Origin of the sequence: Bartonella sp. ML69XJBT, assembly GCF_028618515.1 — a bacterium.
GTDB lineage: Bacteria > Pseudomonadota > Alphaproteobacteria > Rhizobiales > Rhizobiaceae > Bartonella.
In genome coordinates, this window is sequence record NZ_JAQITB010000004.1 from 59041 (window position 1) to 71434 (window position 12394).

General features: G+C 38.7%; 9 protein-coding genes and 2 pseudogenes. 6 read left to right on the top strand and 5 right to left on the bottom strand.

Going from position 1 to position 12394, the window contains the following annotated elements; all coding sequences use genetic code 11:
* Positions 1-5: 5 nt before the first annotated feature.
* On the bottom strand, positions 6-917 hold the full coding sequence (locus PVV68_RS02350) for an RNA polymerase factor sigma-32 (RefSeq protein ID WP_273720637.1): 912 nt from the start codon (positions 915-917) through the stop codon (positions 6-8).
* A gap of 565 nt (positions 918-1482) precedes the next feature.
* On the opposite strand from PVV68_RS02350, the gene PVV68_RS02355 reads away from it, so the two are divergent.
* The 3 genes from PVV68_RS02355 (at position 1483) to PVV68_RS02365 (ending at position 4509) form a co-directional block, all read left to right on the top strand.
* Positions 1483-3042, top strand: coding sequence for a hypothetical protein (locus PVV68_RS02355; protein WP_273720636.1), 1560 nt, complete (start codon positions 1483-1485; stop codon positions 3040-3042).
* Between the two features lie 20 nt (positions 3043-3062).
* The gene (fdxA, locus tag PVV68_RS02360; RefSeq protein ID WP_273720635.1) at positions 3063-3404 is read left to right on the top strand and encodes a ferredoxin FdxA; all 342 of its coding nucleotides are present in this window, start codon (positions 3063-3065) and stop codon (positions 3402-3404) included.
* 520 nt (positions 3405-3924) lie between these two features.
* Entirely contained in the window at positions 3925-4509 is a 585-nt protein-coding gene (locus tag PVV68_RS02365) for a CarD family transcriptional regulator (protein WP_273720634.1), read from the top strand.
* A gap of 501 nt (positions 4510-5010) precedes the next feature.
* Here the strand turns inward: PVV68_RS02365 and rpmF are convergent.
* A complete protein-coding gene (rpmF, locus tag PVV68_RS02370) occupies positions 5011-5190 on the bottom strand; it encodes a 50S ribosomal protein L32 (protein WP_273720633.1) in 180 nt (59 codons plus the stop codon).
* A 406-nt stretch (positions 5191-5596) separates the two neighbouring features.
* Between rpmF and PVV68_RS02375 the strand changes: the two genes are divergently transcribed.
* Positions 5597-6499: a polyprenyl synthetase family protein gene (locus tag PVV68_RS02375; RefSeq protein ID WP_273720632.1), complete on the top strand. Its 903-nt coding sequence runs from the start codon at positions 5597-5599 to the stop codon at positions 6497-6499.
* 224 nt (positions 6500-6723) lie between these two features.
* A pseudogene (locus tag PVV68_RS02380) lies at positions 6724-6998 on the top strand (polyprenyl synthetase family protein); the annotation flags it as partial.
* 793 nt (positions 6999-7791) lie between these two features.
* Here the strand turns inward: PVV68_RS02380 and ispG are convergent.
* Positions 7792-9033 (bottom strand): flavodoxin-dependent (E)-4-hydroxy-3-methylbut-2-enyl-diphosphate synthase, encoded by a 1242-nt coding sequence (ispG, locus tag PVV68_RS02385; protein ID WP_273720631.1) that lies wholly within the window; start codon positions 9031-9033, stop codon positions 7792-7794.
* A gap of 610 nt (positions 9034-9643) precedes the next feature.
* Between ispG and PVV68_RS02390 the strand changes: the two genes are divergently transcribed.
* Positions 9644-9928 carry a hypothetical protein gene (locus tag PVV68_RS02390; RefSeq protein WP_273720630.1) on the top strand — a complete coding sequence of 95 codons (285 nt, stop codon included), beginning with the start codon at positions 9644-9646 and terminating at the stop codon, positions 9926-9928.
* On the opposite strand, the gene PVV68_RS02395 is transcribed toward PVV68_RS02390, so the two are convergent.
* Positions 9896-10141 carry a hypothetical protein gene (locus PVV68_RS02395; RefSeq protein WP_273720629.1) on the bottom strand — a complete coding sequence of 82 codons (246 nt, stop codon included), beginning with the start codon at positions 10139-10141 and terminating at the stop codon, positions 9896-9898. The genes PVV68_RS02390 and PVV68_RS02395 overlap by 33 nt on opposite strands.
* A gap of 299 nt (positions 10142-10440) precedes the next feature.
* A pseudogene (locus PVV68_RS02400) lies at positions 10441-11569 on the bottom strand (tyrosine-type recombinase/integrase).
* Positions 11570-12394: the final 825 nt, after the last annotated feature.

Genomic DNA, 12394 nt, shown 5'->3' on the forward strand with positions numbered 1-12394 from the left:
AATGCCTATATCTCATAGGCATCTGCTGAATGAACGTTCAAAAGAGCAGAACGCAATTTTTGCAAAGCCCGTGCTTCAATTTGGCGCACCCGTTCTTTGGAGATTCCCAACTTTTCACCCAAAACTTCCAAAGTTGCTCCATCTTCATTCAAACGACGAAAACGAATAATTTCCAACTCTCGTTCATTGAGAATTTGCAGTGCATCATAAAGCCATTGTGTCCGCCGTTGACCATCAATTGTTTGTTCAATTAAAGCATCAGGCAGAGGATTCTCATCCACCAGAACATCCATTTTAGCAATGGGATTATCGCTATTTTCAGAAACAGAAACACTTAAAGAATTATCCGCACTGGAAAAACGAAAATCCATCGTTTCCACATCACGCACGGAAACACCAAGCTTTTCAGCGATTGTGCGAAAGATATCTTGTTTTGAAAGAGCACTATCATCTTGCACCAATTTTGCTCGCAAGCGGCGAAGATTAAAGAAAAGTGCTTTTTGCGAAGAACTGGTTCCTCCTCGAACGATAGACCAATTTCGTAAAATATAATCTTGAATAGAAGCGCGTATCCACCATGTTGCATAAGTCGAAAAACGCACTTCCCGATCAGGTTCAAAACGCGCAGCAGCTTCCAACAGTCCCACATAACCTTCTTGTACCAGATCCCCCAACGGCATTTTGAAACGTTTAAAACGGTTAGCAATCGCAATCACCAAGCGCATATGCGCAGCTGCAATTTGATGCATAGCTTCATCATCGCGTTTATCTTTCCACCTTAGAGCCAAATCATGCTCTTTTTGTCGTTCAAGATAAGGCGCTTGCATAGCAGAACGCATCATATCACGTCCTAAGCTTTTATCTGCATCGCTATAATTTTTGCTGCCTTTATAAACAGCATTTGAAAGATTACCCATAATAACCCCTTGCGATTAAAATTATCAAAATCGATTTGCTAACGACACCACTGTCCTTTTCAAGAAAGAACTAAAAAGTTGTTTGTTTGTATGCTGCTACTTTAACGTGTATTTTTATAATCGCAATTGTTTTTTTTATGAGAATTGTAAAACTTATGATCCCAAGACACAGTTTTGCCTATAAAACAGCGATATAATATACACTTATTGCTAGCAAGAAATGTGCAAAAAATTTTATTTTTATATTTTGGTGACAGAACAAAAAAATAAAAAGATCAAATAAACAAATACTGTTTCGTTTAATTATCGACTTACCTTATCCTTTAAATGACAAGCTTATTTTATGCTCACTGCTTTACAACGCAACCAATACGTGCAATGACCTTTATAAAAAATCTAAGATAAATAAAAAAGAAAATATCCAAGTTAAAGGAGCAAAAAGAAGTATCAAAAAGCAACAAGAATGATTGAAGAAAACGCAACAAACGTGCTAAAGGAGCAGCATAATGATAGAATTATTAAGAATAAGCTTTTTACCAGTCTAGCACTGAGAAAGAAAATAATCATGGATAGCAAGATTGTTCCACCGAATAATGTTTTTCAGGATGATATTCTTATTGAAAAACATGGCAATGGCAAATTTGAAGGTTTTCGTTTTTATGCCAACAAGAACAATACCGATCAATCAGTAGGTGTGCAAAACGCAATAGAGAATGACAATTTGATTCTTGCTTTTTCTAAACGTGCGATGCGTTTTTCTGCTTGTGCCAATAAAGATTTTACTCTTGGTTCTGATGGAATTGTGCGTTGGATTGGTCAACCGGTAGGTCAACTTGTTAGAGGAGAAGATTTTTTTAAACCCAAGCTAATTATTTTAGCAGATGCACAATTAACGGGGGAAGCACGTGAGAATGTAGTAAAACGCTTGGAGCGTTTTATAACTTTTTATTTTGAAACCGCTTTACAACCTCTATTTGACCTGCGCAATGCCGATAGTTTGACGGATTCAACAGGTAGTCTTGCTTTAAAACTAGTTCATTCATTAGGGATTTTACGGCGTCGAGAAGTTGCTGAAATGGTCAAAAATCTTGATCAAGAATCACGTTCTGTTCTGCGGCGTCTAGGTGTGCGTTTTGGTGCTTTCCATATCTATGTTGCAGGAATGCTTAAACCAGCTCCGGTTCAAGCTATTACCCTGCTATGGAAACTGCACAATGAGAGTGATGATCAAACGGGTTTTGGGGAAATTTTTGCAGCGTTATCCGCTGGACGAACCTCACTGGTTGTTGATTCTACTTATAACCGGCAATTTTATCAGTTAGCCGGTTACCGAATCTTAGGACAGCGTGCTGTACGCATTGATATTTTAGAGCGTCTTGCCAATCTGATCCGCCCAGCACTTCATTGGAAGCAAGGGAGCGCGCCTAAACCCGAAGGCGCTTATGATGGCAAAAGCTTTTTTGTGACATCGGAAATGATGTCGATTCTTGGCGCCAATGGAACCGATATGGAAGAAATTCTCAAAGGTCTTGGCTATCAATCGCATGCCATAAGCCATGCTGTTTTTGAACAACATCTCCTTACCGACAAAGCCTCTTTCCATACCTGTAGCACAGCAACAAATGTTCCTGCGGCAGAATGTGTTGGCGATCAATGGCAAGCAATTTATACTTTAGACACGGTCCAAGAAGAACAAAGCGCTGTATCCACCCATGTTGACACACAACAAACGACTATAGAGTGTTTACCAGAAGCAGAACTTGTTGGCGACTTTGCCAAGCAAAGGCGCACTATAGTAGAAGATAAAGTTATTTTATTATGGCGCTATAATCATCAATTTCATCATCACGCCCACAAAAAGCGTGATAAATCGGGACATAAGTGGCAAAATAAAGCAAAAAAAGCGTTTAAAAAAGAAGCAAGAACAGACGAAAAGACTCCTCAAGAGACCCCATCGCCTACGAAAAATCCTTATAAAATGAACAAATCCCACAGCAAACGCGCGAGTCATAAATCCCTTCAAAAAGAAAAACAACCTAATCCGGATTCACCCTTTGCAAAATTAGCGGCACTTCGTGATCAACTTAAAAATAATAAAGACACAGTTTCCTCCAAAGATCACTAAAATAAAAATGGAGTTCGATCTTGGCCCACGTAGTAACCGACAACTGCATTCACTGTAAATATACAGACTGTGTTGAAGTTTGCCCTGTTGATTGTTTTTATGAAGGTGAAAATATGCTTGTTATTCACCCCGATGAATGCATCGACTGTGGTGTTTGTGTACCAGAATGCCCAGCAGAAGCTATTGTCCCTGATACAGAACCAGGATTAGAAAAGTGGTTAGAACTTAATCTCCAGTATGCAAACAAATGGCCTAATTTAACCACACGCAAAGACCCTCTGCCCCAAGCAAAAGAAATGGATGGCGTTCCCAACAAATGTGAAAAATATTTTTCAGAAAATCCAGGAACTGGCGACGAATAACCCCACAACATACTTACAAAATAATGTCCAGAAGCCATAAACTCTGATACAGAAACCAAGGCTAGAAAAATGCTAAGAACTCAAATTTCGTTATGCGAATAAATGACCTCATTAAACCACCTGCAAAGCCCCTCTGCTTCAAACAAAAGAAATGGATAGCGTTCTCAACAAATAAGAAAAGTATTTTTCAAAAAAAACAAGAAGGGGCGATAAATAACAATACAACACACATCATGCGCCTTCAAAAATTGAGAGCATTTTCTTGTAAAAATAAAAATTCTTAAGCGAAATGATTGATTCTTTTGAATTTTGATGTTAGTGTTATTTTAACACGATCATCTTTCTAAGTATTGTTCTTTGCTTTTTTTAATAAAGCAATGTATTTTTTGTTGGATTTAAAAGTACTCAACTTTTATGCTCATTCAATTAGTGTAATATACTTGGTTAAGAACACTCAACCCTCAGGTTTATAGCCTGTTTTCCGATACATTTGTTGGTCATAAAGGGAGTAAACGAAAATATGGCATCCCAAAATGGAACATCTTCCAATTATAAAGAATTTACAACCTCTGAATATATCGTCTACCCTACCCACGGAGTGGGACAAATCATAGCCATTGAAGATCAAGAAGTTGCAGGACATAAATTAAAACTTTTTGTCATTCATTTTGCAAAAGATAAAATGGATGTTAAAGTGCCTATTGCTAAAGCCCTTTCCGTTGGAATGCGCAAATTATCTGCTGTTGATTCTGTTGAACGCGCATTACAAACCCTCCACGGAAAAGCACGTGTTAAACGCACCATGTGGTCACGTCGTGCGCAAGAATATGATGCTAAAATCAACTCGGGAGATCTTATTTGTATTGCTGAAGTCGTGCGAGATCTTTTTCGCTCAAATCTACAGCCCGAACAATCTTATTCTGAACGTCAACTTTATACCGCAGCACTTGAAAGAATGGCGCGTGAAATCGCAGTGATTAATAGTCTTTCTGAAACAGAAGCTATCAATCTCATAGAGATGCATCTCTCAAACAAACCAAAGCGTGAATTTAAAGCGAAGAGAGATGAAGCAACCTCAAGCGATGAAGCTGTTTATGCTGCGTAATAAAAATCTACTCATAAAATAAAACCAGCATCTTGCTGGTTTTATTTGTGTTGTTATTAAGCTTTTAGTGATCAAAAGGCATTTAGCAGAAAATCTGCCAAGAGCTCTTGTCCAATTGCATCTTGCTAAAATGAACAAAGTATAAGTATTATTATAAGCTCATATCTCAAAAAAAATCGAGATCTTACTCTTTTTTGAATCCTTTTTATCCCCACCTCACAGATCCCTTAAAGAAAATAATTCGCTAAAAAGCTTATCTCATCAAAAGCACCAGAGAGCTTTTGAGCGTTCCCTTTCAAGGGCATAGGTCACACAAAAATGCACATCAAAGCTTTTCCGTCATCTGTCGCGATAACAAAGAAAGTCTCGATATCCCAGACAAGGAGGAAGCTTTGTGTCTTCACATTCTCCATAAAGAGAACAACCAAAAAACAAACACCACCTCCCAGCACTCTTATCAGTGTAGAGAGTTGGTGTTTATTTCAATAAAAATTAAAGTTCTCAATCTTTAGGAGGGAGAACAACACGTCCGCGATACATCCCTGTTTTCAAATCAATATGATGAGGGCGACGCAATTCACCAGAATTTTTATCCTCGATATAAGTTGGCACCTTTAAGGCATCAGCCGAACGGCGCATACCCCGCTTTGATGGAGAGGTTTTTCGTTTAGGTACAGCCATAAAGAGACACTCCAAATCCACTAAAACAGAAAAAGCAATGCCAAAAATGACAATGCTTTTATCAAAAACACTATAAAATTTGATTGCTTTATACACTGATTAAACAGAAGAGGCAATGTCAAAATAACAATACTCTTACCCCAATGGGCAAAATTGATGATAGAAACGACAAGAGCATTACAAAGAGTTGAAAAATTTATATATGGATTAAAAGTCTTTTCATGAATCTTTCATTCAATTTTCGTTTGGCTTTCACAAAGACTCTCGCATAGAGTGAGAGTAAGTACCAAAAGAGCAATGAATTTTTTAATAAACACTTAAAGCAAATTGACGAAAAGAAGAAAAACAACTGCTTTTCTGTTGTAAGTTCCAAGATTTCATTTTGCAAAAATAGAAGGAAACAAGAATGCACGAATTTACCACCCTTCTTGCAAAACATGGCCAAAGCATTGAAAGCCGGCTGAGCACACTGTTAAGTGACCACATCCAAAATGGTGAAATTTCACGCCCTGAAAACTTAATCAAAGCCATGCGCTATGGGGTGTTGAACGGTGGAAAACGCCTACGTCCTTTTCTTGTGATTCAAAGCGCTGCACTTTTTGATATCCCTGTAGAACATTCACTTGATGTTGCATGTGCCTTAGAATGTGTTCACTGTTATTCTCTCATTCATGATGATCTTCCAGCCATGGATAATGATACCCTCCGGCGCGGGAAACCCACCGTCCACATAAAATTTGATGAAGCAACAGCAATTCTAGCAGGCAATGCCCTTTTAACATTTGCCTTTGAAATCATTGCCCATAAAGCCAATGCACTGTCTACAGAGATGAGAATGCAATTGATCACAGCTCTTGCACAAGCATCAGGATTTGGTGGTATGATAGGCGGTCAAATGCTTGACATTGAAGCGGAGAAAAAACCGCAAGAGAGCACCGATATTCTCACTTTACAACACATGAAAACAGCTGCCCTTATAAGCTTTGCTTGCCAAGCAGGGGGAATCATTTCCAACGCATCCAAAGAATTAACGGAAAAACTTGCTGCTTTTGGAACATATGTTGGTTTAGCTTTTCAATTAACAGATGATCTTCTTGACGTCACCGCCAACAGCGAAGTTCTAGGCAAAACCGCCGGTAAAGATGAAAATGCGCAAAAAGCCACCTTTGTTCGTCTTTATGGCATTAAAGAAGCACAAAAAAAGCGAGACGAACTCATTACCAAAGCAGAAAACCTCTTACACCCTTTTGGTATCAAAGCACTCCCTCTCCAACAAGCCGCTCGCTTTAGCGCAACACGCAAAAACTAACACCTTCACGCACCATCTCCCCACATAAAGAAGAATCAAAACAAAAAAACAAGCACAACTGTTTCTCTTTTGGTGCAAGAGAAAACATTTCAACAAGGCATCCACTTTAGTACAACAGCAACAATAAAAAAACGCACCACCACACAAAAAACAACACAAAAAAGGATACACAAAGCCTTTTTTAGTTTTCACCTTCGCAGACATAGAGAGCTAAAAAACAATAAGAAAATGCCAATATTTTCATTTTACAACGCATAAAAACAGCCGTCCTTATCAATTTTGCCTGCCAAGCAAGAGCAATCATTGCCCATGCCTCCAAACAATGAGCGAAAAAAACTGCTGTTTTGGGAACATATTTAGTTGAGCTTTTCAATTGACAGACGATCTTCTTGATGTCACCGCCAACAGCAAAGTTCTAGGCAAAATCACCCGTAAGGGTGAAAACACACAAAAAGCCACTTTTGTCCGTCTTTATGGCATTCAAGAAACACTAAAACGAGACTAACACATCATAAAAGACGCAATACATGGATATATAATGATAACGCATTCTATTATAACTTAAATGAGAAACCTTAAGACTGTAGAGTTCTGTCTCTTTAAATCTCTCCCATGTTGAATCAAGCAAAATCACTTTCTTGCACATCACAAGCGTGATGAGCGTGTGAGTAAAAACATTTAAAAAGGTATCAAATGCCTCTTATGAACGCGTTCAAAGACCACGGACTGTCGTCATATTAGGAGCAAGAATAGATCTTCTTCCTAAGCATAAAGACAGTGATGCACAATGGATTTACCATTATGACATACAAAGGTATCATCGTGAGATGGACTTTCGAACGTCGAGAAAAGTCTCTTTAAAACAAGTTGGTGAATATACAACACAATAGCATTTTATTTTGCGTAATAAATGTGATTCTATTAAAGAACATAAGAAATAAAAGCATGAGGCAATGGGTAAGCTTCATTATTGAAAAATATTGCTTTAGATACTTTTGCAAATCGTAAAGGATAAGCCCTTTTCGCCCTTTGTATGCCAAAGAAAGCATTCCAACAAGCCGTCTGTTTTGTCGCAACAGGCAAAAATGAATAGATTCGTGCACTATGCTACACATACAAAGAAGAAGAATCAAAGCAAACAAGCAAAACTTTTATTTTTTTACCGCCAAAGCACTTGCCCCAACAAGACACCTGCTTTAGCGTAACAAGCAACAATAAAAAACGCACACCCCACAATAAACAGCACAACAAAAGATACAAAAAACTTTTCTTTATTTTAGTTTATGGAACAATTAAGCTTGCCCAAAACGGGTATGAATATAATCACTCAAAAGAACTTCAAATTCTTCAGCAATGTGGTTTCCGCGCAAAGTCTTTACCTTCTGTCCTTCAATAAAAACAGGGGCAGCTGGGCTTTCACCCACTCCAGGCAATGAAATACCAATATCGGCATGTTTTGATTCTCCTGGTCCATTGACGATACAGCCCATTACAGCCACCTTTAAACTTTCAACACCAGGGTATTTTTCACGCCAGACCGGCATATTTTTGTGTAAATCTGCTTCAATTTTCTGTGCCAATTCCTGAAACACTGTCGAAGTTGTGCGACCGCATCCAGGACAAGCCGCAACCACGGGCAAAAATTGCCGAAATCCCATGACTTGTAGAAGCTCTTGCCCCACCTTTACTTCTCGTGTCCGATCTCCTCCGGGTTCAGGAGTTAAAGAAATACGGATGGTATCGCCAATTCCTTGCTGTAACAAAATTCCCATAGCCACAGAAGAAGCAACCACACCCTTTGTTCCCATTCCTGCTTCTGTCAAACCCAAATGAAGCGCATAGTCACACCGTTCTGCCAAATTGCTGTAAACAGCAATAAGATCTTGGACATCACTCACTTTAGCAGAAAGAATAATTTTATCCCTTCCCAAGCCAAGTTCTTCAGCAAAAGCAGCCGAAAGCAGAGCTGACTGAACAATAGTCTCCCGCATAATCTCAGCAACAGATAAGGGATTTTCCTTCCTTGCATTTTCATCCATAAGCCGTGTCAACAACGCATTATCAAGGGACCCCCAATTTACCCCAATGCGAATAGCCTTATCGTATCGACAAGCAATCTCAATAATTTCCGCAAACTGGCGATCTTTTTTTACACCGAACCCAACATTTCCAGGATTAATCCGATATTTTGCAAGAGCCTCTGCACAGGCAGGATGTTCTGATAAAAGTTTATGTCCAATATAATGAAAATCCCCAACCAATGGCACAAAAAAGCCCAATTTTTCTAATCGATCGCGTATTTTTGGTACAGCAGCAGCAGCTTCATCACGATCAACGGTGATTCGCACCAATTCGGAACCAGCTTGCCAAAGAGCAGCAGTTTGTGCAACGGTCGCATCAACATCGGCAGTATCCGTATTGGTCATCGACTGAACAACAATGGGGTTATCACCACCAACCATCACATCACCCACCGCAACACCAACAGATCGACGACGTTCAAGAGGTTTAGATAAAAAATATGCCGTGCTCATTAAGTCCTCAAATTTTCAAAAACTAGCGCTTATCAAGCATCTTTTATATTATTTTTCTCCACACTTTCAAAGGCTTCCTTCAAACCATCAATATGATCACAGATCAGCTTTTCCCAAACAGTTTCCATTTTCTACCACTGACGCAACGCATTTCATAGCTGTCGTGCACTTTACAGAATTACTAGACAAGTCTTGTCCTCAATATCCCGTTTAATTTTACACTTGTACACTTGGATCATTCAAAAAACCAACATCAGACAAAGATGACGCTGTCTTTATCTGTCTTATATGAACATCTTAAAGAATGATATTTTACAGCATCACAGATAAATGTTTGCCACAATACAGTGTTAAAAAAAGGCACCCCTTCATCAACCAAAAAACTTAAACTTTGAGCTCCCTTTAAAAAAAGAATAGTCCCACACAAATGGCACCTTGGAGGAAATCATCATCCGGTTAGGGTTCAGAAAATCAACGCAACAACAATCTCTTTTTCATACCACCAAGCAAGAGCACCAATGCAACCTTTCAATTTTCAAGCCGTTATAGCAAAGCCCCAAACACAATTCCAATTTTCGTAAAACAGTATAACACATGGAGGAGTCAACAAATGTGTCTATTTTCAACCCACTCTAAAAATGCTAAAATTAAAAAGCGCATCGCACAATTAAAAAGTGAACTTGTCCCTGTAAGTCGTTGGAATTCGCAAAGTGACAGCCTTGAGAGCATCTCTGACATGCTTGACACATGGAAACAAAAAAGCCGCCATGCACTATACCATCTCAACGAGCATGCTAGAGAATTTAAGAAAAAAGCCAAAGAACACCCTAAAACAACCCTCGCATTAGCGGCAGGACTAGTTTTAGCTGGCGTCTTGTTGATACGCAAAAACTAAAACACCACCCCCCTTTAAGGCTATCTCTTTTAATGCCCGCTTTAAATCGGGCATTTTTCTATAGCTTAAAAACGATAACTTTAAGAAATGGTAGAGATCACCATCATCATCTTCAGTCATCTGCTTACACTTCAAAAGATGAGAACGCCTCCAAGCTACCAATCTGATATTGATTTCCTCCTCATACCCCAAATGACGAAGATTCTTACCCATACTGATCCGTAAACAGTAGAGCTTCTTGTCTAGCAGATTTCATTTACTGACCATTTTCTCACTTAACAATAAAGTTCTACAGACAACCCCCACTCTGAATACATACAACACACTTTAGAAATACTGAATCTGTAAACTACCCTAAACGACGCTATTTTAAGGCATAACAGGATAAATTGCTTTGCTTAAAAAGAGCATATACTAAAATGATCATCATAAATCATCCTTTTTCCATTTGAATCATAACTCCCAATGCAGTCAAATTTTCCCATTTTACATCCTCACAGATTGAATCAAAATCACTTGCTTGCACGGCAATAGATACGCTCTACTTTACCCTCGACCTCATACCCTAGAATGGTTTCAGCGACCTCATAAGCAACATCGCTTGTTTCAGCAAGTCGATCACGTAAACTAGAGTAAAAACCGATGGGAACAGGCTTTAATTCTAGCGCGTTGCATATAAAGAGCCATACAATTCACATTAAATGGAGCACTACCGGAAAAAGAAAAAAGGAAATTACTTTTAGAAAGACAACGAGATTGTTCAATCACTTTTAGTGCTTCTGATGATAAAGGCACGCGAAATTCTGTTGTAGTATCACGCCTTCCTTTCATATTTTCAGCAGGAATTATCCATATGGTTCCATCAATTTGGTTGTCATATATATGACGTAAAGGATTTGTACGAACGCCTGTCAGAATAAGCAAACGTAAAGCCAGTTGTATTATGATTGTTGTTTGGCAAAGTATTTTATAAAAAGCCAGCACTCCTCTTCAATTCATTGCTGGTAAGTTTTAAACTTTATGACGTTGTTTGCCTCATAAAGCTTGTGCGTTTGTTGTTGCCTGTAAGCCAACATCCAAACCTAACACCGTAGCATGCTTAAGATAAAAATTGAGATGAATAAGAACTTTGTAAGCCGTGCCAGCTTTTGTATGCCATATAGGAGCGAGCGTATTGCATATATCTGTTAACGTAATCTCTGAAAGGAGCAGACAGCCTAGTTTAGGAAGAATATAAAGGCATAATGTTAAAAACCAAAATATCCAGCCTTAATATCCAGACTTGTCATCTCCTTTTAATTCAGCCTTACGGCTTTCAAAAGCATCTAAAGCAATGCTTTTAAATAATGGAAATTGCACATTGCCTAACGCCTTTGTTTATTGCGTTCTTTAATGGGATCACGCCCCTCATGTAAAACATGAGCGCCATTGGGGTGCCAATTCACAGGCTTGTTTTAAAGAGACATCTCTCAAGGCAGCCAAGCCCATTTCACGGCGCCGCCCATGGATAATATAACTTAAAAAGCCACTGAGCATCACCATCTTTAAACTTATGAAGCAACAAGCTGGCACCATCATACTCTTTGCCAGCTCCCAATGTTGCTACAGCCCTTGGCACTTAAGACGATTCATAAGAGGCATTTTTAATCTTTCCTTATACAATTTTACCCACACACCGGTCTCGTTTGTGACATGCAAGCAAGAGATTTGAAATGAGAAAATCTGACAGGACCCAATGTTCTAATTCAATATAAATAATGCTATATTATCATTATAAATCAATGCATTATACGTTATAAGCAGCATGAACCATAGGGAAAAATCATCAAAAAAATACAAATACCGAAACACCCTCAAATGCAAAAGCTATGGCAATATTGGTAGCGGGTAGATAATACGATGGTGCCCATAAGCATAAAGACGGTGGCACGACTTTAATACCCTTCACACACCTCGTCGTAAAATAGCTTTAGGTAGATTGAGAAATGTTTCTTTTAAAAAGGGCGTGAATTGACAACTCAAAAACGTACTCTTATGCAGGAAACGCGATCCCATTAAAAAACAAGAGCAACTAAAAGCGTGAAGCAATGCGTAACCTCCTCACTTAAAAAACATAGCTCTAAATCCTTTTGCAAGCCACAAAGTTTAAAAGGAAAAACGACAGTAAAGAGAGATTTGAGTTGACACCATCACCCTCTCACACAACGAGGCTATCTGCCCATTTCAGAGGTAACAAAAACAGAGACATGCAATATACTCGCCCCAATTTGGCATACAAACACTGATACAGCTCGTAAAGCACTGAACCATCTCCATCTTAGCCTCAAATATGCCATTATACGAGATGTAGCTATCGCTTTACCAGTAAAAGCAAGCATTTCATAAGGCATAACAACACCATAAAATGAGAAACTTTCCAGCAAAGAATTGAGAGAGGTTGCAACTTTTTATAAAACACTGTGCGAA

What these genes read in the sequence shown, in the direction of transcription:
- PVV68_RS02350 (WP_273720637.1), bottom strand. Translation starts at nt 917, where the DNA reads ATGGGTAATCTTTCAAATGCTGTTTATAAAGGCAGCAAAAATTATAGC.
- PVV68_RS02355 (WP_273720636.1), top strand. Translation starts at nt 1,483, where the DNA reads ATGGATAGCAAGATTGTTCCACCGAATAATGTTTTTCAGGATGATATT.
- PVV68_RS02365 (WP_273720634.1), top strand. Translation starts at nt 3,925, where the DNA reads ATGGCATCCCAAAATGGAACATCTTCCAATTATAAAGAATTTACAACC.
- rpmF (WP_273720633.1), bottom strand. Translation starts at nt 5,190, where the DNA reads ATGGCTGTACCTAAACGAAAAACCTCTCCATCAAAGCGGGGTATGCGC.
- PVV68_RS02375 (WP_273720632.1), top strand. Translation starts at nt 5,597, where the DNA reads ATGCACGAATTTACCACCCTTCTTGCAAAACATGGCCAAAGCATTGAA.
- ispG (WP_273720631.1), bottom strand. Translation starts at nt 9,033, where the DNA reads ATGAGCACGGCATATTTTTTATCTAAACCTCTTGAACGTCGTCGATCT.
- PVV68_RS02390 (WP_273720630.1), top strand. Translation starts at nt 9,644, where the DNA reads ATGTGTCTATTTTCAACCCACTCTAAAAATGCTAAAATTAAAAAGCGC.
- PVV68_RS02395 (WP_273720629.1), bottom strand. Translation starts at nt 10,141, where the DNA reads ATGGGTAAGAATCTTCGTCATTTGGGGTATGAGGAGGAAATCAATATC.